The organism is Streptomyces sp. NBC_01276, assembly GCF_041435355.1.
In the GTDB taxonomy this organism is placed as follows: domain Bacteria; phylum Actinomycetota; class Actinomycetes; order Streptomycetales; family Streptomycetaceae; genus Streptomyces.
The window spans coordinates 1,500,216-1,519,788 of the sequence record NZ_CP108442.1 but is presented as its reverse complement, the minus strand read 5'-3'; the positions used below and the strand labels follow the sequence as shown (position 1 = coordinate 1,519,788).

Genomic DNA, 19,573 nt, shown 5'->3' with positions numbered 1-19,573 from the left:
GGTTTCTAGCTCTGAAATGGATTCCGGTGGAACAGTTGTTACCTGACTGTTCAACCGGGTTCAAATGCAACCACCCTGGTCCTTGAGCGAACAATGTCCGAACGGGCAGGGTCGAGGGCAGGGCAGGGCCGTTGCGAAGCCCCGTGATCTTGTGAGAGCGCCGGTCAGGCGGGCAAGGAGGTGGGCGGCGGGCGTCTGGCCGTGCCGGGAGCCGCGGGCGGCCTTGCCGTCCACGGCCACCGAGTTGGCGCCGCCGGGATCGGCGCCGGTCAGGTCGGCCAGGCCACCGGGACAGACCAGGTTGCCGCCCCGTCGAATCGTGGCGGCACTCGGTGCGACACACACCCCGAACACGCCGACCGTGCGGGCACCGAGGCGGGTCAGGGCGTGCTGCGGTGCGCTCGCGGCCCACTGGCCGATCGCCGCGTACGAGCGCGCGCCGGCGACCACCGCCGGCGCGGCAAGCAGCAGCACTGTCACGAACGGGTGACGCACACCGCGCCGTCGACGCGGATCGGGCAGCACCCGCAGCCGCTCCATCAGCGAGAGTCCCGCCACGCCATCCAGAGCGGGTGACTTGACGAGGCAGGCGGTGGCGGACCGGCGGCAGCTCGAAACTCCGTTGGTCCAGGGCGACTTGGCAAGGTCGCCCCGTGCAACCGGAGTTTCGTTGCGTTCGTGATGGGCTAGGGGGTGTCTGACGGATGTCCGTGGGGAAGGAGCGGCGTCCGGTGCGTGCTCTCGGCGTGCCGACCGGAAGCCCGCGTACTGGACGTACTTGGGCTTTCGGTCGGTGCGGCGAGAGTGCGTGCCGGGCGTCGCGACGCCGCGGATATCCGTCAGACACCCCCTAGCCCAGCCCCCTCGCGCTGCTGTGGCCTGCAGACTCGCGTGATCAACGGGACTTTGAAACGCCCCTGATGCCGGTCCTGAGCCCGCACGGGCCCAGAATGGCGGGCAATTCGGGTGGTCGGGCAGCCGGGTTGGGTCCGCTACGCGGGCCCCGGGCGGGCACGGAAAAGCCGACCGCCCCTCCACGAACTGCCGTGTGTGGAGGGGCGGTCGGCGCACCGGCCGGGTTTATGCGCGGATCAGCCGGGCGATGGCCCGGGTGGCCTCGCCCACCTTGGCCTTCGCCGCGTCCCCGCCCTCGGCGATGGCCTCGGTGACGCACGAGCCCAGGTGTTCGTCGAGCAGGGTCACGGCACAGGACTGGAGCGCGGCGTTGACGGCGGACACCTGGGTGAGCACGTCGATGCAGTAGACGTCCTCTGCGACCATCCGCTGCACGCCGCGGACCTGGCCCTCGATCCGCCGCAGGCGTCTGATGACGTCTTCCTTGTGTGGTTCGTAACCGGCCACGGGAGCTCCTCAGTTGGCGGCGGCCCGGAAGCCGCGCAGACGCAGGCTGTTGCCGACGACGAAGACCGAGGAGAAGGCCATGGCCGCTCCGGCGATCATCGGGTTGAGCAGTCCGGCCGCGGCGAGCGGCAGGGCGGCCACGTTGTAGGCGAAGGCCCAGAACAGGTTCGAGCGGATGGTGCCGAGCGTCTTGCGGGCGAGCCGGATCGCGTCGGCCGCGGCCCGCAGGTCACCCCGTACGAGGGTCAGGTCGCCGGCCTCGATGGCGGCGTCGGTGCCGGTGCCCATGGCCAGGCCCAGGTCGGCCTGGGCGAGCGCGGCCGCGTCGTTGACGCCGTCGCCCACCATCGCGACGCTGCGGCCCTCGGACTGCAGCCGCTTCACGACGTCGACCTTGTCCTGCGGCATGACCTCGGCGATGACCTCGTCGATGCCGACCTCGGCCGCGACGGACTCCGCGACGGCCTTGTTGTCGCCGGTCAGCAGGATCGGGGTGAGGCCCAGGGCGCGCAGCCGGCGGATCGCCTCGGCGCTGGTGTCCTTGACGGCGTCCGCGACCTCCAGGACCGCCCGCGCCTCACCGTCCCAGGCCACCGCGATGGCGGTGCGCCCGGCGCCCTCCGCCGCGGCCTTGGCGTGCTCCAGGTGAGGGGGCAGCGCCATCGCCCACTCGGCGAGCAGCTTCTCGCGGCCCACCAGGACCGCGTGCCCGTCGACGACGCCCTGGACGCCGAGGCCGGGGATGTTGGCGAAGTCCTCGGGGGTGGGCAGGGAGCCGACCCGGGCGGCCGCGCCGGTCGCGACGGCCTGGGCGATCGGGTGCTCGGAGGAGTGCTCCAGCGCGCCCGCCAGGCGCAGCACGTCGTTCTCGGCGACGCCCTCCGCGGTGTGCACGGCGAGCAGGGTCATCCGGCCGGTGGTGACGGTGCCGGTCTTGTCGAGCACGATGGTGTCGACCTTGCGCGTGGTCTCCAGGATCTCGGGTCCCTTGATCAGGATGCCGAGCTGGGCGCCGCGGCCGGTGCCGACCATCAGGGCGGTGGGGGTGGCCAGGCCCAGGGCGCAGGGGCAGGCGATGATCAGTACGGCGACGGCGGCGGTGAAGGAGGCCGCGAGGCCGGAACCGGTGCCGAGCCAGAAGCCGAGGGTGGCCAGGGCGAGGCCGATCACGACCGGGACGAACACGGCGGAGATCTTGTCGGCGAGGCGCTGCGCGGCGGCCTTGCCGTTCTGCGCGTCCTCCACCATCTTGGCCATCCGCGCCAGTTGGGTGTCGGCGCCGACCCGGGTGGCCTCGACGACCAGGCGGCCGCCCGCGTTGAGGGTGGCACCGGTGACGGAGTCCCCGACGGAGACCTCGACCGGGACGGACTCGCCGGTGAGCATGGAGGCGTCCACGGCGGAGGAGCCCTCGACCACGGTGCCGTCGGTGGCGATCTTCTCGCCGGGGCGGACCAGGAAGCGCATGCCGGCCTGGAGTTCGGCCGTCGGCACGGTGACCTCGTGGCCGTCGCGGAGCACCGTGACCTCCTTGGCGCCCAGTTCGAGCAGCGCCTTGAGGGCCGCGCCGGCCTTGCGCTTGGAGCGGGCCTCGAAGTACCGGCCGGCGAGGATGAAGGCGGTGACGCCGGCGGCGGCCTCCAGGTAGATGTTCCCGGCGCCGTCGCTGCGGGCGATGGTGAACTCGAAGGCGTGGGTCATGCCGGGCGTGCCCGCGGTGCCGAAGAACAGGGCCCACAGCGACCAGAGGAAGGCGGCAGTCGTGCCCACCGAGATCAGCGTGTCCATGGTGGCCGCGCCGTGCCGGGCGTTGGTCCAGGCGGCACGGTGGAAGGGCCAGGCGGCGTAGGTGACGACGGGGGCGGCCAGGGTCAGCGACAGCCACTGCCAGTAGTCGATCTGCAGGGCCGGGACCATGGCCATCGCGATGACCGGCACGGCCAGGGCGACGGCGGCGGTCAGCCGCTGGCGCAGGGGGCGCAGTTCGTCGGCCTCCTCCGGCTCCTCCCCGGCGCCGGACGGGCCCTGGGCGCGGACGGGGGCCGGCTCCTTGGCGGTGTAGCCGGTGGCCTCGACCGTGGCGATCAGGTCCGCGACGGAGACGTCGGCGTCGAAGGTGACCCTGGCCTTCTCGGTCGCGTAGTTGACGGTGGCCTCGACGCCGTCCATGCGGTTGAGCTTCTTCTCGATGCGGGCCGCGCAGGAGGCACAGGTCATGCCGCCGATGGCGAGCTCGACCTGGGCGGCGCCGGGAGTGATGGTGGTCATGAGGGCTGCTCCTCGTTCGAGCGCGGGGTGGGGGCCGGGGCCCGGTGGTGTACGGACGGGGCCCCGGCGGCCGGTGGGTCGGGGCCGGGCGGTGTGTCAGGCCCGGCCGGTCAGCTCGTAGCCGGCGTCGTCGATCGCGGCGCCGATCGCGGCGTCGTCGGGGGCGCCCGCCGTCGTCACGGTGACCAGGCCGCCGTCCACGTCCACGTCCACGGAGACGACCCCTTCGAGGGCGCCGACGGAGGCGGTGATGGCGGTCCTGCAGTGGCCGCAGCTCATGCCGGACACGCGGTAGGCGGTCGCGGTGCTGTCGACGACGGCCGTGACGGTGGTGGTGCCGGTACCGCAGCTGCCGTCAGGGGTGCAGCAGGAAGACATACGTTTCTCCTTGATCCGTTCGGATACCCACTGGGGGTATCCGGTTTCTGCTCTCAGGTATACCCCCCAGTGGTATCCGGCGCAAGCGTCGGCCCGGCTTGACTTGGTACCCCCCAGGGGTATGGTGAGGTCATGAAACCGCTGGATGCGGCCTTACGTCGTCTACCTCGTACGGGAGAGCAGCCATGAACACCGGAGTGAGGATCGGCGTCTTCGCCGCCGCGCTAGCAGCGACCTTCGGGACCGCGTACGGGGTCGGCGTGGGCGTGGGCCCCGTGGGCGCGCCGGCCGCTGCCGGGCACGCCGCCCACGCGGCGCCGGCCGGCGGGGGAGCCGCCGGACACGCGGAGCACGAGAAGCCCGGCAAGGGCCCGGCGGCCGGCGGGCTCCAGGTCTCCGAGGGCGGCTACACGCTGAGCCTGGAATCCCCGCGCAGGACGTCGGGGCAGGGTGAGCTGCGGTTCTCCGTCAAGGACGCCGCGGGCCGCCCCGTCACCGCCTTCAAGACCGAGCACGGCAAGGAACTGCACTTCATCGTCGCCTCGCGCGACCTCACCGTCTACCGCCACCTCCACCCGGTGAGGGCCGCCGACGGCACCTGGTCGACCCCCGTCGACCTCCCGGCGGCGGGCGCGTACAAGGCCTTCGCCGACTTCACCCCCGCCGCCGAGGGCGCCGGGGGCGTCACCCTCGGCGCGGACCTGTCGGTCGCGGGCGCCTACACCCCCGAGGCGCTGCCCCCGGCGGAGAGGACGGCGGAGGTGGACGGCTACCGGGTCGCCCTGGCCGGCGACCTCGACCCCGGCAAGGCCGGCGAGCTCAGGCTGACCGTCAGCAAGGACGGCAGGCCGGTCACCGACCTGGAGCCGTACCTCGGGGCCTACGGACACCTGGTCGCCCTGCGCGACGGGGACCTGGCCTACCTCCACGTCCACCCCAACGAGGGCGGGCCCGGCCCCGACGTCTCCTTCACCGCCACCGCGCCGAGCAGCGGGACCTACCGGCTCTTCCTGGACTTCCAGCACCAGGGCAAGGTCCGCACCGCGGCCTTCACCGTCCGGGCGGGCGCCGCGCCCGCGTCCCCCGCCGAACCGCCCGCGTCCCCGGCCGCCCCCGCCGCCCCGGCCGCCCCCGAGCAGTCGGACGGGCACTCCCACTGACCGCGCCCGCCCCGGCCCGCTACCGTCGCGGGCCCGGGGCGCCGCGGGTCCGGACCGCCCGGCGGAACACGAAGCCGCCGGCCGTCGTTGCATGGATACCCCCCAGGGAAGGAACCGCCGTGCAGGGGTACAGCGGACACAAGGACGAGGTCCTCAAGCGGCTGCGCCGCATCGAGGGCCAGGTACGCGGCCTCCAGCGCATGGTCGAGGAGGAGACGTACTGCGTCGACGTGCTCACCCAGGTGAGCGCCACCACCAAGGCCCTGCAGTCCTTCGGGCTCGCCATGCTCGAAGACCACCTCCACTCCTGCGTCGCCGACGCCGTCGCGGAAGGCGGGGACGCCGCCCGCGACAAGGTCACGGAGGCCTCGCGCGCCGTCTCGCGCATGGTGCGCGTCTGAATCCGGCGCCCGGCCGCGTCCGACCGCGCACGACCGCGTCCGACCGCGTCCGGACGGCGCTCCGGACGGTCTCTCCCGGTGTCTCCTTCCCGGCCACGCCACAGGCTTCAACGAGAAAATCCTTGATGCCGCACTAGACTGGCGGGTTGTTTGGCGCTGGACCGGAACAACCCGGGCGAACCCGGGCTCCGTCCGGCGACCCGGACGTTTCCGGGAACGAGACGCGAGGGCCCATGACAGCCACACCGGAGCACGGTGAAGTCACCCTGCTCGACGACGACGGGCACACGGACGGGCGTACCGGCGGGCGTACGGACGGGAACACGGACGGGCACCCGTACGAGGAGCCCGGGAAGTCCGCCCGGTTCACCGCGGGCCCCGCGGCCCCGGTCCGCACCCTCGTCGACGTCTTCGAGGCCTCCGTCCGGGCCCACCCCGACGAGCTCGCCCTCGACGACGGAACCACCCGTCTGACCTACCGGGCCCTCGCCGCCGAGGTGGAACGCCGCCGGCGCGCCCTGGACGCGGCCGGAGTGGGCCTCGGCGACCGGGTCGGCGTACGCGTGCCCTCGGGCACCACCGAGCTGTACGCGGGCATCCTCGCCGTCCTCGCCGCGGGCGCCGCCTACGTGCCGGTCGACGCCGAGGACCCCGACGAACGCGCCGAGCTGGTCTTCGGCGAAGCCGGCGTACGGGCCGTACTGGGCGCCGGAGGCCGCATCGACCCCGTCGGAACCCCCGGCGGCGCCGGCGTCCGCGCACCGGCCGCACGGCCCGGACCCGAGCACGACGCCTGGATCATCTTCACCTCCGGCTCCACCGGCCGGCCCAAGGGCGTCGCCGTCAGCCACCGCAGCGCCGCCGCCTTCGTCGACGCCGAAGCCGCCCTGTTCCTCACCGACGAACCGATCGGCCCCGGCGACCGCGTCATGGCCGGACTCTCCGTGGCCTTCGACGCCTCCTGCGAGGAGATGTGGCTCGCCTGGCGCTACGGAGCCTGCCTCGTCCCCGTACCCCGCTCCCAGGTGCGCAGCGGCGCCGACCTCGGCCCCTGGCTGGTGGAGCAGGAGATCACCGTGGTCTCCACCGTGCCGACCCTGGCCGCCCTCTGGGAGCCGGAGACCCTCGACGAGGTCCGGCTGCTGATCTTCGGCGGCGAGGCCTGCCCGCCCGAACTGACCCAGCGCCTGGTCACCGAGGGCCGCGAGGTCTGGAACACCTACGGCCCCACCGAGGCCACCGTCGTCGCCTGCGCCGCGCTCCTGACCGGCGAGGAACCGATCAGAATCGGCCTTCCTCTCGCCGGCTGGGAGCTGGCCGTCGTCGACGGGGCCGGTGAACCGGTGCCCATGGGCGGCAGCGGCCAGCTCGTCATCGGCGGCGTCGGGCTCGCCCGCTACCTCGACCCCGAGAAGGACGCCGAGAAGTACGCCCCGCTGGAATCCCTCGGCTGGCAGCGCGCCTACCGCAGCGGCGACCTCGTCCGCGCCGAACCGGAAGGGCTGGTCTTCCTCGGCCGCGCCGACGAGCAGATCAAACTCGGCGGCCGCCGCATCGAACTCGGCGAGGTCGACGCCGCCCTCCAGGCCCTGCCCGGGGTCGCCGGCGCCGCGGCGGCCGTCCGTACCGCGCGCAGCGGCAACCAGCTGCTCGTCGGCTACCTCGTCACCCAGGACGGCTGGGACCACGCGGCGGCCGTCACCCGGCTGCGCGCCGAACTGCCCGCCGCGCTCGTCCCCCTGCTCGCGCCCGTCACCGAACTGCCGACCCGCACCTCCGGCAAGGTCGACCGCGACGCCCTGCCCTGGCCGCTGCCCGAGCTGGAGACCACCGGGCCGGCGGAGCAGCTGTACGGCACCGAGGCCTGGCTCGCCGAACAGTGGAGCGAGACCCTCGGGGTGGCCGTCACCGGCGCGGCCGACGACTTCTTCGCGATCGGCGGCAACAGCCTCGCCGCGGCGCAGCTCACCACCCGCCTGCGCACCCGCTACCCCAGAGCGGCCGTCCTCGACATCTACCAGCAGCCCGTCCTGCGCAAGCTGGCCCGGCGCCTGGAGAAGTCCGTACGGGACGACGACGCCATCCGCACCATCGCGCCCGTGCCGCGGCGGGCCAAGGCGGTGCAGGCGCTCCTGCTGCTCCCCCTGTTCACCCTGGTCGGAGCCCGCTGGACGGTGGCGCTGCTGGCCCTGGGCAACGTACTGCACCACTTCGGGCCCTATCCGTGGGCGCCGGCCGCCTCGTGGTGGCTCGTCGCCGCCGGTGCGGCCCTGCTCTTCAGCCCGCCGGGGCGCCTCGCGATCGCGGCCGGCGGGGCGCGGCTGCTGCTGCGCGGGGTGAAGGCCGGGCGGTACCCGCGCGGCGGAAGCGTGCACCTGAGGCTGTGGACGGCCGAGCGGCTGGCCGAATGCGCCGGCGCCACCTCGCTCACCGGTTCCTGGCTGGAGCGCTACGCGCGGGCGCTCGGCGCCAAGGTCGGCCCCGAGGTGGACCTGCACTCGCTGCCGCCGGTGACGGGCATGCTCAAGCTCGGCCGCGGCTGCGCCGTGGAATCCGAGGTGGACCTCTGCGGGCACTGGCTGGACGGGGACCGGCTGGAGATCGGCCCGGTCAAGGTCGGTGCCGGCGCGGTGGTCGGCACCCGCAGCATGCTGTTCCCCGGCGCGCGGGTCGGCAAGCGGGCCGAGGTGGCGCCCGGCTCCGCCGTGGCCGGGCAGATCCCGACCGGGCAGCGCTGGGCCGGGGCGCCCGCCGTCAAGCTCGGCCGGGCCAAGCGGAACTGGCCCAAGGAACGCCCGCCGCGCGGGCTGCTCTGGCGGGCCGCCTACGGGGCGGCCGGCTTCGGCCTCACGGCCCTGCCCGTGCTCGCCGCCCTGCCCGCCCTGCTCGTGGCGAGCCGGTTCGTGCCCGCCGACGCCGGGTTCGCGCAGGCGCTGCGCGGGGCCCTGCTCGCCGTGGTTCCCGGGGCACTCGCCTTCGGGTTCGCGTACGCGCTGCTGCTGCTGGTCTCCGTACGCCTGCTCAGCCTCGGACTGCGCAGGGGCACCCACCCCACGCACAGCCGCACCGGCTGGCAGGCCTGGACCGTCACCCAGCTGATGGACCTGGCCCGCGAGACGCTCTTCCCCCTGTACGCCGGGCTGATCACACCGGTGTGGCTGCGGCTCCTCGGCATGAAGATCGGCCGCGGCGCCGAGGTCTCGACCGTGCTCGCCCTGCCCAGCCTGACCACCGTCGGCGAGGGCGCCTTCCTCGCGGACGACACCCTGACCGCCCCCTACGAGCTGGGCGGGGGCTGGATGCGCGTCGGACACTCCGAGATCGGCCGCCGGGCCTTCCTCGGCAACTCCGGGATGACCGCGCCGGGGCGCAGCGTCCCCGACGACGGACTCGTCGGCGTCCTGTCCGCCACCCCGAAGAAGGCCAAGAAGGGCAGCTCCTACCTGGGCCTGCCGCCGGTCAGGCTGCCGCGGTCCGCCGCGGGCGCCGACGACAGCCGCACCTACGACCCGCCCACCCGCCTGCTGTGGGCGCGCGGCCTGGTCGAGCTGTGCCGGCTCGTCCCCGTGTTCTGCTCGGCCGCGCTGGCCGTGCTGACCGCGGCCGCGCTCTGTGCCCTGATCACGGCCCCGGGCCCCGGGCTCCGGCAGGCCGCGCTGCTGTCCGGCGCCGTCCTGCTCGCCGCCGGAGCAGCCGCCTGCGCGGTCTCCGTCGCGGCCAAATGGCTGCTGGTGGGCCGCCACCGCACCGGCGAGCACCCCCTGTGGAGCGGCTTCGTCTGGCGCAACGAACTGGCCGACACCTTCGTCGAGGTCCTGGCCGTGCCCTGGCTCGTCGGATCGGTGCCCGGCACCCCGCTGCTGTCCCTGTGGCTGCGCGGCCTGGGGGCGCGGATCGGGCGCGGAGTGTGGTGCGAGAGCTACTGGCTGCCGGAGACGGACCTGGTGGTCCTCGGCGACGGAGTCACCGTGAACCGGGGCTGCGTCCTGCAGACACACCTCTTCCACGACCGGATCTTGAGGACGGATACTGTGGTCCTCCGCGAGGGCGCCACCCTGGGCCCGGGCGGCATCGTCCTGCCCGGGAGCACGGTCGGGGCCCGGAGCACACTGGGACCCGCCTCGCTCGTGATGGCCGGGGAATCCGTCCCCGCCGACACCCGGTGGCTGGGCAATCCGATCGAGGCGTGGCGGTCCTGAACGGCCGGGCACAGCGGCACAGCGGCACACCGCAGGGAGCAGGGACGGCCATGAACCTCAGCGGCCAGAAGACAGCGGCGTCGGACCCGTACTTTCCGGCCAACGGCGACCCCCGTTACCGCGTGCACCGGTACGAACTCGCTCTGGAGTACCGTCCCGGCCCCAACCGGCTGTCCGGGACGGCCCGGATCAGCGCGATCGCCGGCCGGGCCCCGCTCGCCGAGTTCGCCCTGAACCTGGCCGAGTTCAAGGTGGGCCGCGTCCTGGTCGACGGCCGCGTCCCGCACTACGCCCACCGGGGCGGCAAGCTGCGCATACGGCCCGCCAAGCCCCTGCCCGCCGGCGCCGCCTTCACCGTGGAGGTGCACTGGGCGGGCAACCCCAAGCCCGTGCGCAGCCCCTGGGGCGGCCTCGGCTGGGAGGAACTGACCGACGGCGCGCTCGTGGCCAGCCAGCCCGTCGGCGCGCCCTCCTGGTACCCGTGCAACGACCGGCCCGCCGACAAGGCCTCGTACCACATCTCCGTCAACACGCCCTCCGCCTACACCGTCGTGGCGGGCGGCCGCCTGCTGACCCGGACCACCCGGGCGAGCACCACCACCTGGGTCTACGAGCAGCCGGCACCGACCTCCAGCTACCTGGTCGGCCTCTCCATCGGCCTCTACCAGACGGTGCTGCTCGGCGACCCCGGTCTCGAAGGCGTCGCGCAGACCGCCCACGTACCGGCACACCTGCTGCCGCGGTTCTCCCGCGACTTCGCCCGGCAGCCCGCCATGATGCGCCTCTTCGAGGAACTCTTCGGGCCCTACCCCTTCGGCGAGTACGCCGTCGTCATCGCCGACGAGGAACTCGACGTCCCCGTCGAGGCCCAGGGCCTCTCCCTCTTCGGCGCCAACCACGTCGACGGCGCCCGCGGGTCGGAGCGCCTCATCGCGCACGAACTCGCGCACCAGTGGTTCGGCAACAGCGTCACCATCGCCGACTGGCGGCACATCTGGCTCAACGAGGGCCTCGCGAAGTACGCGGAATGGCTCTGGTCGGAGCGTTCCGGCGGCCGCCCCGCGCACGACCTCGCCGCCACCGCCCACCGGCTGCTCTCCGCTCAGCCACAGGACCTGCGCCTGGCCGACCCGGGCCGCAAGCTGATGTTCGACGACCGCCTCTACCAGCGCGGGGGGCTGACCGTCCATGCGATCCGCTGCGCCCTGGGCGACACCGCGTTCTTCCGCATGCTCCGCGACTGGGCGGGCGTGCACCGCCACGGGGTGGTCACCACCGCCGTGTTCACCGCCCACGTGGCCCGCTACGCCACCGAGCCCCTGGACGACCTCCTCACCGCCTGGCTCCACACCCCCGCGCTCCCGCCCCTCCCGGCGCCCCCCGTCACCCCGGCCCGCCCGCCCTACCCCCCGCATCCGGCCTCGGCGTAGCCACGGGCGGGTGCCGGGGCGCCCGGAGTGCCGATGCGGGTCCGCCGTGCCAGGCTGAAACGGGGAATTCCGCCGGTCGCGGTACGCCGGACCGGCTCCGCAACCCATGGAGGCCGACATGGCCAGTGACGCCAGCAGAGCCCGCGCGGGCCACGAACACCCCCAGCCCTGGCACGCGCCCACGTCCGGCCGCACCCAGGTGGCCGCAGCCCTGATGATCTTCGGCGGCGTGATGGCGCTGCTCGAAGGCATCTCCGCCGCCTCCAGGGACCCGGTGTTCGTCGCGACCCGCCACTACGTGTTCGAGTTCAGCCTGGTGGGCTGGGGGTGGGTGCACATCATCCTCGGTGCCCTGCTCCTCTTCGCGGGCGTCGCCGTGCTCCGAGGGGCCCTGTGGGCCCGCTACTTCGGCGTCACCGTCGCCGGCCTGGGAGCGATCGCCAACTTCCTGTGGCTGCCGTACTACCCGTGGTGGGCCATGGTGCTGATCGCCGTGAACCTCCTCGTCGTCTGGGCCCTCCTCACGGGCGTCCACCACGAGGCGGACGCGGCCCATGCCGCCCGCACCGCCTGACTCATCCGGTCGACAGGACCGTGACGGGGGCCGCGCAGGCCACGGCCGCGACGGCCCCCCGTTCACGGTCCGACCACTCGACGAGCCGCAGACCGTCCCGCCCCGCCTTGAGCGAGGCTTCCGCGCGGACCCACAGCCGGAGCAGCGCCGGGCCGGGATCCGGCCCGGCGCCGGCCTCGCGGAGGTCCGCCTCGGGCAGCAGGCGGCGGAGCACGCGCAGCGGGCCGGGGCGGCGCGTCGAGGGCTCGACGTCGATGCCGACGGCGCCCGGACCGACGGCCGCCGCGACCAGACCGTCCGCGTGGCTCATGCTCAGCCCCAGCCCGGGACGGCCGCGCAGGTACGGGCGCCCGTGGCCGTGCCGTCCGCACCCGGGGCACCTCTGCGCCGGGGCCGACTCGTGCAGGGACAGGCCCGTGTGACGGGCGACGCACAGCCGGACGAGGAGCCGCGCCGCCAGTACGTCGTCACGGCGGCCCGGCACCCGTATCCCGGCGAGCCGCCGCCGTTCCCAGGGCGCGAGCAGGCCCTCGTGGAGCCCGGGGCGGGCCAGGACCTCCCGGGTGGTCGCCACCACCGCGATGCCCGTGTCCCGGCCCCGCGCCGCGCCGTCGGTCAGGGGCACGCGCTCAGGAAGCGCTTCTGGACGCTGTCGAGGGTGCGGAAGTCGTCGATGGTGACCTCCTGGAGGTCGATGGTGGCGCCGGAGAGCTCCTCCAGGAGGTCGACGAACTCCAGGAAGTCCATGGAGTCGATGAGACGTGCCTCGATGAGGTCCTCGTCGGTGCCGATGGGGCCGTCGAGGCCGGGGTTCTTCTCGTGAAGCCACGTGGCGATGCGGTCCATGGGGGAGAGTCGCTCCTTGCTGCTGTTGCGGTGACGTGAGGGTGGGGCGGGCAGCCTCAGAGGGCCGCCTCAGAGGGCGGCGTCGCGGAGCCGGTCCAGGGCCCGTTCGGGGGTGCCGTGGGCGAGGACCATCGCGTGGACCCAGCGTTCGAGGCCGAAGGCGACGCAGGCGCTGTACGCCGGGCCGGCGGAGCCCGCGCGGATGTCCAGCCGCTCGCCGAAGAAGTTGCGGTGCCGGTTCACGGAGGCGATGGCCGTGCCGTCGGGGGCGGAGAACTCGTGCTTGACGGGGTCCAGGGCCATCAGCCGGGCCCGGGCGCCCCCCTTGTCGTAGAACGGGTCGTCGGCGACGGCCCTGTCCAGTTCCAGTCCGAGGCGCGCGGCGGCCTCCAGGATGAAGCCGGCGCCCTGTTCCAGGTGCTCGACCGCGCCCTGTTGGGTGCCGAGGTAGAGCACCTCCCGCATGTGGAAGCCCCACAGGCGCCGCAGCCCGTCGTAGTGGGTCTCATTGCGGAAGCAACGGCCGGCGGCGGAGAGGCGCAGGCCTTCCTCGCCCACGTCCCCGCCCTCCAGGGAGAGCAGCAGCCCGTAGCAGGTGGCGGACGGCAGGAGGTAGCCGGTCGGCCGCAGCGGCAGCTCTCCCGGCGCCTCGCCGGCGGCGAGCCCGTCGAGCGCGTCCGGGGCGAATCGCGCGGCGGAGACGCCGAGGTGGGGGAAGTTGCGGAAGAAGTCGAGCCGGGCCAGCCCCTCCACGGACAGCAGCGGCGGACCGACGACCTCGGGGGCGCACAGCCGTGCGGCCAGCCCCGTGAGCAGGTCGTCCAGTCCGCGCAGGAGGGCGGTCCGGACCGGATCCAGCGTGATCAGGCCCGCACCTGGGCTCTTCAGGCCGCCGTCCGGCAGGGCCGTGGTGCTGGGTGTGCTCATGGGAACCGCTTCCTCTGGGCGTGGGTGAACAGTCGGACGGGGCCGGCCGTACGGATGGGCGCGCCGATCGCGCCAAGGCTTCTGCGCGGTGGCGCCGACGCGCTTCCACCGGGGCGCGGACGGGTGTGGTCGAGGTCCGCGCGCACGGTCGGCGTTGAGCGCGACGGGTGCGCAGCGGCGAAGAAGTCGAATGTCCGATTAGGGGCGGACTGCGCATCAGGACACTAAGCCGCCCGTGCGGCTATTGTCTAGACCAAACCTGGCGGACGGTCGAGTGGAGCCCCAGGCTCCGTTTCGGCGCAACTCCGTCTCTTGAGATGCCACTTGGCAGCGGTTATGGTCTAAACCAATTCCGCCGAACGGCACGGTCCACGCACCCGCGCCACGGCGTGACCACCCGTCCGTGCCGTCCGCCACCGGCCCGCGCCGAGGGCCGCCCCGCGCTGTCCTCCGGCCGAGGAGGAGCGCGCGTCACCGCTCTCCTCCCCCCTTCGCACCCGCCGGCGCGGCCGCGCCCGCCGACGAGCCGAACCGCCGCCCCGACTCCCTTTCTGGAGGGACCGCATGACGACACCCGCTCCCCGCCGCCCCCGTCTCCACCGGGCGGCCTCGGACCTGCCGTACTTCAGCGCGGACGGCGAGTCCTACCTGGCCCAGACCACCCTGCGGGAGCTGAAGAAGTCGAGACCGCTGCGGGTGCTGTCGGACGAGGACTTCGCCCACTGGCAGACGTACGGCTACGTCATCGTCCGCGAGGCGGTCCCGGCGCAAGCGGCGCGGCGCCTCCTCGACTTCACCTGGGAATTCCAGGGCCTCGACCCGGACCGGCCGGACAGCTGGTACGAGGACCGGCCGTTCCGCTCCGACCTGGACCGGCAACTGCACGTGTACGGCTTCGTGGAGGCCTACCACCACCAGCTCCTGTGGGACAACCGGCAGGCCCAGCGCGTCTACGACGCCTTCGTCGACGTGTGGGACTGCGAGGAACTCTGGGTCACCCAGGACCGGCTCAACCTCAACCCGCCCAACGTCGGGAACCGCGACCGCGCCCTGATCGAGCCCACGGACCGCGGCTTCGACATCGAACTGCACTGGGACATCGACACCACGCTCGGTGTTCCGCCGCAGCGCGTCCAGGGGATCATCGCGCTCAACGACACCCGGCCGGAATCGGGCGGCTTCCAGTGCAGTCCGGAGCTCTTCCGGCGGTTCGACGAGTGGAAGGCCGGCCGGCCGGCCGACCGGGACCCCCTGCGCCCCGGCGCCGACCCGGCGGAGTACCCCGTCGTCCGCCCCGACCTGCACCCCGGAGACCTGCTGATCTGGAACGGCCTGCTCGCCCATGGCGTGGCGCGCAACACCTCCCGGGACCAGGTGCGGGCGGTCCAGTACCTGTCGATGATGCCGGCCCTTGAGGAACACGAGCGGCTGAGGCGCTCCCGCGTCGACTCCTGGCGGCACCTGCGGACCCCGCGCTGGAACCGCACCCTGGTCGGCGACCCCGTGCTGCACGAGTCCGAGCGGTACCCCACGGCCACCCTGAACGAGCTCGGCAGCCGGCTGCTCGGGCTCACGTCCTGGAAGGAGACGGGCACCGCCGCCCGCACCGACCGGAGCGGGGAGCCGGCGTGCGCCGTGTCTGCCTGACCCTTCCCACCAACCGGCCCTGCGCGGCGACGATCAGGGCCGTGGCCGAGGAGGCCGCGTACGGCGCCCGCCGTTTCGGCGCCGAGGTGCACCTCCTCGTCCTCGACTCCTGCGACGCCCCGGCACTCGCCGGGCACCGGGAGACGGTCGCGGCCCTGCCCGCGGTCCCCGGCGTGGTCGTGCACCACCTCGACGAGGACGCCCAACGGGCCTTCCTGGACGCGGTGGTCACCCGGTCCGGAGCCGCCGCGCCCGAACGGCTGCTGGAACTGATGCTGCCGTCCCGCGTCTCCTACGGAGCCTGTACCAACCGCGCCTTCCTGATCGCGGAGGCCCTGGGCTGCACCTCGGTCCACCGCCGGGACTCGGACAGCCGCTACCAGTACCTGGACGGAGAGCCGGTCTTCCCCCTCCACCACGAGCTGACGTCCCTCGGGCGGCCCGCCGCCGACGTGTCCGCCCTGGTCACCCGGAGCAGGCTCGACCCCGCCTGCGCGGACCGGCCGGTGGCCCTGGTCGGCGGTTCCTTCGTCGGCGAGATGTCCGTGGACGTGGAGGAGATCCGCCGCCTCGACCCGTCCGTCTACGAGGAGGTGGTGGGCCTCTCGGTTCCCGCCGGCCACCCCGAGATCTGGCGCAGGAACCTGATCGCGGAGTCCTTCCGGGGCGCCGGGACCGCCGCGTTCACCGGCGACCTCACCACCCTCACCAGCGTCAGCCCCATGCGCGTCGACATGTGCAACATCGCCCTCGACCGCGAGGTCTACGGCCGGGTGCCCCTGCCGCCGGCCACCGACACCATCGGCAGCGACTACTTCCTCCTCCACCTGGTCCACGACGCACGACTGCCGGGAGTCCTCCACAACCGGCACATCGTCAACTTCCACACCGGGGAGCGCCGTTCCGACGCCGGCTTCCTCGCCTACCAGCTGCGCTTCGTCAAGTTCCTGCTCTCCGGCCCGCACCTCGACGCCGTGTACGCCGCCACGAAGCGGGCCGGTGACGCGCTGCTCGACCCCGACGGCCACGTCCGCACCGCCGCCGTCGCGGGCTTCCTCAGGGACGGCGCCCGCGTCGCCCCCGAGGAGGGCGCACGACGGCTCGACGTCCTCGACCGCTCGTACCGGACCCTGGGCGGCCGCTACGCCACGGCCGCGGAAGCGCTCACCGCCCGCCGCGCACGGCTCCTCGACGACGCCCGGCAGGACATGGAGGACTTCGCCGTCCTGACCGACGCCTGGGAGGACCTGACCCGCGCGAGCCGGGCGCAGGGCCGCCCCGGCCCGACGCACCCGGAGTCCGCGCGATGCACCGCATGAGCCGCTCCCGTCAGCCGGGCGGCACGCACGTCCTCACCGTCACGTACGCGGGCGGGGAGGAGCGCCGGGGTCCCGTCACGATGGGGCAGGCCAACATGATCCGCTGCATGCTGCGGGACGAACCCGCGCACATCAACATCCACGACGTGTGGCCGGTTCCCGAGGGGACCCGGACGGACTCGGTGGTCGAAGCCCTGCGCGCCCTCGTCGTACGGCACGAGGCCCTGCGCACGACCTTCCCGCACGCCCCGGGCAGCGCGCCCCGCGAGCAGGTCGTGGCGTCCCGGGGATCGTTCACCGTCACCGTCCTCGACCACGGGGAACTCCCCGAGGGCCCCCTCGGGTACGCCGAGTCGCTGGCCCGCCGGGCGCGCGAGGAACGCTTCCGCCTGGACCGGGACTTCCCCCTCCGCCTCTCCCTGGTGACACGCGCCGGCACGCCGGTGTGCGTGGCCATGGCGGCGAGCCACGCCCTGACCGACGCCGGCGCCCTCGCGGTCCTGAAGGAGGAATGGCTCGGCCTGCTCGCGGGCGAGGAGCTCGCCCCGCCCGCCTCGCTCACCCCGCTCGGCCTCGCCGAGGAGGAGGCCACCCCGGCCGGTCTGCGCAGGTCCGAGGCATCCCTGCGGCACTGGGAGCGGATCATCCGCACCGGACCCCAGGCGATGTTCGCGGAGCCGGGCGCGGAGGGCACCGAGGTGCGCACGCCCCTGCTCACCCTCCGGTCGCGGCGGGCCGCCCGCGCGCTGGCCGGCGTGGCCGAACGCACCGGCGCCCTGCCGTCCACCGTGCTGCTGACCGCCTGGTGCGCGATCGTCGCCCACCGCGCCGGGCAGGACGCCTGCGTCGTCGCCGCCCCGACCTCCAACCGGTACCACCCCCGGCTCGCGCGCTCGGTGAACACCCTCTCCCAGGACGCCCTGCTCTCCCTCGACGTCCGGGTGCCGTCCTTCGACGTGCTCCTCAAGAAGGCCTGGGGAGCGGCCCTCAACGCCTACCGGCACAGCCGGTTCGACGCGCTCGGCCTGTGGGAGGTGATCGGCAGGGCCACCTTCGAGCGGGGCAGCCGGTTCGCGCGCGACGTCGTGTTCAACGACGTGAGCACGCTCCCGGCCACCGTGGCATCCCTCACCGCGGACGGGCCGCCGGAGGGCCGGGACCCGTACGGGCCGGAGCTGGAGCTGACCTGGGGCCCGGAGCAGGTCCTGCCGACCCGCGTCCTCGCCTTCGTCCACGCGACCGATCCGCTGCTGCACCTCGGCATGTGGGCCGACCCGGCGCTGTTCGGGCCCGAGGAGGCCGAGGGGCTCCTCACCGGTCTGGTACGGCTCCTGGAGGCCGCCGCCACGCGGGACGTGCCGCTCGCGTCGCTCACCGGGGCGACGGGGGTCCGGCCGGTGGAACGCGGACCCCACTGGCTCCGGGTGGACGGCTCCTGGACCTCGCCGCCGCTCGTGGCCGCGACGCTGAGCCGCGCCCTCGACGGCCTCCCCGTACACGTCACCGCGGACGCCCCGGCCGGGAGCGCGCCGGCGGAGAGCGCCCTGACGGCGTACATCGCCGCGGGCGACACCCCGCTCACCCCGGCGCAGGCCCACACCGCGCTGATGGACGCGCTTCCCGGCCGCCCCGGAGTACTGGCCCCGAGCCGGTACGTGATCGTCCGGCACCCGCCGGCGGAGGCGGACCGGAGCGGCGCCTGGCTCCACCGGAAGATTCTCAGGGAAGGGACCGGCCGGCAGCGGCCGATGTGACATGACGATGGATGAGGCAACCGCGCGGCGGGAACAGCAGACCCCGCCGCCCAGCCCGTGGCGGTCGAGTCGCTTCCGGCTGTTCTTCACCGCCCGCAGCACCTCGCTGCTCGGCGACGGCATGCTGATGGTGTCGCTGACGACCGCCGTGCTCGGGGCGGGATACGGGGCGGCCGGCGTCGGCTACGCGCTGGCCGCGTGGATGGCGCCGATCGTCCTGCTCGTGCTGTTCGGCGGTGTCCTCGCCGACCGGTTCACCCCGCAGGTGATGATGGTCGGCGCGGACGTGGTGCGCACGGTCGTCATGCTCGCGCTCGCGCTGCTGCTGGTCGGCGACCACGTACGGCTGTGGCACGTCATGGCGCTGCTGGCCCTCAGCGGCGCCGCCACCGCCATGTTCCAGCCGGGCCTGGCGAGCCTGGTGCCCCGGGTCGCCGAGGACATCCAGCGGGCCAACGCCCTCCTGCGGATCTCCGAGGCCATCTGCACCCTGCTCGGTCCCGGGGTCGCCGGTCTCCTCGTGGCCTACTGGAACGTGGCGGGATCCTTCGTGGTCATCGCGGCGGCGTACGCGCTCAGCGCCCTGGGCCTGGCGCCGCTGCGCGGGCTCGGCGCCGCCCGGGACGAGAGCGACGATCCGATGTGGCACCGACTGGCCGCCGGATGGCACGAGTTCCGGTCCCGCTCCTGGCTGTGGGGGGTCATCTCCGTATGGGCGGTGTACGGCCTCTTCGTCTTCGGCCCGGCCCTCCCGCTGGGCGCGACGCTGCTCACCGAACAGCACGGCGCCGGGGGATACGGCTGGATCGCCTCGGCCGACGGCGCCGGGACGATCGTCGGCGGCCTGCTCGGCATGCGGGTCCGGCCCCGCCGCCCCCTCGTCGCGGGGGCCTGCGCGATGTTCTTCTTCGCCCTCAACCCCCTCGCGCCCGCCCTGGGCTGGTCCTTCACCGTGACGGCGCTGACCGGGGCCGTGGCGGGCTGCGGGTTCGCGTTCTGGGGCGTGATGTGGGCGACGAGCGTGCAGTCCCACATCCCGCTGGCCGTCCTGAGCCGCGTCTCGGCCTATGACGTGGCCGGCTCCATCATGGTCATCCCCGTGGGCCGCGCCCTGGCCGGCCCGGCGGCGGCCGCCTTCGGAGCGGACCGGGTGCTGCTGTTCTCCTCGGCCGTGGGCGTCGTGTGCATCGGCGTGATGCTGAGCGTCCCCGCGATCCGCGCACTGGAACGAGCACCGGAGAAACCGCAGTCCGCCTAGAGTTGGTCATGTTCCTGACAGCAGGAGCACTGCACCACCCGGAGGGGGCG

16 protein-coding genes are annotated in these 19,573 nt (G+C 73.8%); 9 read left to right on the top strand and 7 right to left on the bottom strand.

All coding sequences use genetic code 11. From position 1 onward, the window contains the following. Positions 1–60: 60 nt before the first annotated feature. From OG295_RS06385 to OG295_RS06370, 4 genes are all read right to left on the bottom strand, one after another. Positions 61–558 carry a transposase family protein gene (locus OG295_RS06385; RefSeq protein ID WP_371675973.1) on the bottom strand — a complete coding sequence of 166 codons (498 nt, stop codon included), beginning with the start codon at positions 556–558 and terminating at the stop codon, positions 61–63. A 522-nt stretch (positions 559–1,080) separates the two neighbouring features. Next, on the bottom strand, positions 1,081–1,362 hold the full coding sequence (locus OG295_RS06380) for a metal-sensitive transcriptional regulator (protein ID WP_371675972.1): 282 nt from the start codon (positions 1,360–1,362) through the stop codon (positions 1,081–1,083). Positions 1,363–1,371: 9 nt separating this feature from the next. After that, a complete protein-coding gene (locus OG295_RS06375) occupies positions 1,372–3,630 on the bottom strand; it encodes a heavy metal translocating P-type ATPase (RefSeq protein ID WP_371675971.1) in 2,259 nt (752 codons plus the stop codon). A 96-nt stretch (positions 3,631–3,726) separates the two neighbouring features. After that, a complete protein-coding gene (locus tag OG295_RS06370; protein WP_371675970.1) occupies positions 3,727–4,008 on the bottom strand; it encodes a cation transporter in 282 nt (93 codons plus the stop codon). Positions 4,009–4,193: 185 nt separating this feature from the next. Here OG295_RS06370 and OG295_RS06365 point away from each other — a divergent pair, with 185 nt between their 5' ends. The 5 genes from OG295_RS06365 (at position 4,194) to OG295_RS06345 (ending at position 11,772) form a co-directional block, all read left to right on the top strand. Beyond that, positions 4,194–5,168, top strand: coding sequence for a hypothetical protein (locus tag OG295_RS06365; RefSeq protein WP_371675969.1), 975 nt, complete (start codon positions 4,194–4,196; stop codon positions 5,166–5,168). A 95-nt stretch (positions 5,169–5,263) separates the two neighbouring features. Beyond that, positions 5,264–5,569, top strand: coding sequence for a metal-sensitive transcriptional regulator (locus OG295_RS06360; RefSeq protein WP_371681121.1), 306 nt, complete (start codon positions 5,264–5,266; stop codon positions 5,567–5,569). A gap of 233 nt (positions 5,570–5,802) precedes the next feature. Further along, positions 5,803–9,768 (top strand): Pls/PosA family non-ribosomal peptide synthetase, encoded by a 3,966-nt coding sequence (locus OG295_RS06355; protein ID WP_371675968.1) that lies wholly within the window; start codon positions 5,803–5,805, stop codon positions 9,766–9,768. 50 nt (positions 9,769–9,818) lie between these two features. Continuing rightward, positions 9,819–11,198: a M1 family metallopeptidase gene (locus tag OG295_RS06350; RefSeq protein ID WP_371675967.1), complete on the top strand. Its 1,380-nt coding sequence runs from the start codon at positions 9,819–9,821 to the stop codon at positions 11,196–11,198. 118 nt (positions 11,199–11,316) lie between these two features. Further along, entirely contained in the window at positions 11,317–11,772 is a 456-nt protein-coding gene (locus OG295_RS06345) for a hypothetical protein (RefSeq protein ID WP_371675966.1), read from the top strand. Position 11,773: 1 nt separating this feature from the next. Here the strand turns inward: OG295_RS06345 and OG295_RS06340 are convergent, their stop codons facing one another. The 3 genes from OG295_RS06340 to OG295_RS06330 all read right to left on the bottom strand — a co-directional run bounded on the left by OG295_RS06340 (position 11,774) and on the right by OG295_RS06330 (position 13,545). After that, entirely contained in the window at positions 11,774–12,397 is a 624-nt protein-coding gene (locus OG295_RS06340) for a 4'-phosphopantetheinyl transferase superfamily protein (protein ID WP_371675965.1), read from the bottom strand. Beyond that, on the bottom strand, positions 12,388–12,618 hold the full coding sequence (locus tag OG295_RS06335; protein ID WP_371675964.1) for an acyl carrier protein: 231 nt from the start codon (positions 12,616–12,618) through the stop codon (positions 12,388–12,390). The genes OG295_RS06340 and OG295_RS06335 overlap by 10 nt, the downstream gene beginning before the upstream one ends. Before the next feature lie 69 nt (positions 12,619–12,687). Then, the gene (locus tag OG295_RS06330) at positions 12,688–13,545 is read right to left on the bottom strand and encodes a hypothetical protein (protein WP_371675963.1); all 858 of its coding nucleotides are present in this window, start codon (positions 13,543–13,545) and stop codon (positions 12,688–12,690) included. 564 nt (positions 13,546–14,109) lie between these two features. Here OG295_RS06330 and OG295_RS06325 point away from each other — a divergent pair. The 4 genes from OG295_RS06325 to OG295_RS06310 are packed head-to-tail and all read left to right on the top strand — an operon-like array spanning position 14,110 to position 19,523. Next, entirely contained in the window at positions 14,110–15,192 is a 1,083-nt protein-coding gene (locus tag OG295_RS06325; RefSeq protein ID WP_371675962.1) for a phytanoyl-CoA dioxygenase family protein, read from the top strand. Then, positions 15,174–16,511 (top strand): DUF6271 family protein, encoded by a 1,338-nt coding sequence (locus OG295_RS06320; RefSeq protein ID WP_371675961.1) that lies wholly within the window; start codon positions 15,174–15,176, stop codon positions 16,509–16,511. Before OG295_RS06325 ends, OG295_RS06320 begins: the two co-directional genes overlap by 19 nt. Then, the gene (locus OG295_RS06315; RefSeq protein ID WP_371675960.1) at positions 16,508–18,265 is read left to right on the top strand and encodes a condensation domain-containing protein; all 1,758 of its coding nucleotides are present in this window, start codon (positions 16,508–16,510) and stop codon (positions 18,263–18,265) included. The genes OG295_RS06320 and OG295_RS06315 overlap by 4 nt, the downstream gene beginning before the upstream one ends. A 1-nt stretch (position 18,266) precedes the next feature. After that, the gene (locus OG295_RS06310) at positions 18,267–19,523 is read left to right on the top strand and encodes an MFS transporter (RefSeq protein ID WP_371675959.1); all 1,257 of its coding nucleotides are present in this window, start codon (positions 18,267–18,269) and stop codon (positions 19,521–19,523) included. The last annotated feature ends 50 nt before the right edge of the window (positions 19,524–19,573 follow it).

Excerpts from the sequence above, each read along its gene's own strand:
- OG295_RS06355 (WP_371675968.1), top strand. The coding sequence starts at position 5,803 with ATGACAGCCACACCGGAGCACGGTGAAGTCACCCTGCTCGACGACGAC.
- OG295_RS06365 (WP_371675969.1), top strand. The coding sequence starts at position 4,194 with ATGAACACCGGAGTGAGGATCGGCGTCTTCGCCGCCGCGCTAGCAGCG.
- OG295_RS06315 (WP_371675960.1), top strand. The coding sequence starts at position 16,508 with ATGAGCCGCTCCCGTCAGCCGGGCGGCACGCACGTCCTCACCGTCACG.
- OG295_RS06345 (WP_371675966.1), top strand. The coding sequence starts at position 11,317 with ATGGCCAGTGACGCCAGCAGAGCCCGCGCGGGCCACGAACACCCCCAG.
- OG295_RS06310 (WP_371675959.1), top strand. The coding sequence starts at position 18,267 with ATGACGATGGATGAGGCAACCGCGCGGCGGGAACAGCAGACCCCGCCG.
- OG295_RS06350 (WP_371675967.1), top strand. The coding sequence starts at position 9,819 with ATGAACCTCAGCGGCCAGAAGACAGCGGCGTCGGACCCGTACTTTCCG.
- OG295_RS06370 (WP_371675970.1), bottom strand. The coding sequence starts at position 4,008 with ATGTCTTCCTGCTGCACCCCTGACGGCAGCTGCGGTACCGGCACCACC.
- OG295_RS06330 (WP_371675963.1), bottom strand. The coding sequence starts at position 13,545 with ATGAGCACACCCAGCACCACGGCCCTGCCGGACGGCGGCCTGAAGAGC.
- OG295_RS06375 (WP_371675971.1), bottom strand. The coding sequence starts at position 3,630 with ATGACCACCATCACTCCCGGCGCCGCCCAGGTCGAGCTCGCCATCGGC.
- OG295_RS06325 (WP_371675962.1), top strand. The coding sequence starts at position 14,110 with ATGACGACACCCGCTCCCCGCCGCCCCCGTCTCCACCGGGCGGCCTCG.
- OG295_RS06335 (WP_371675964.1), bottom strand. The coding sequence starts at position 12,618 with ATGGACCGCATCGCCACGTGGCTTCACGAGAAGAACCCCGGCCTCGAC.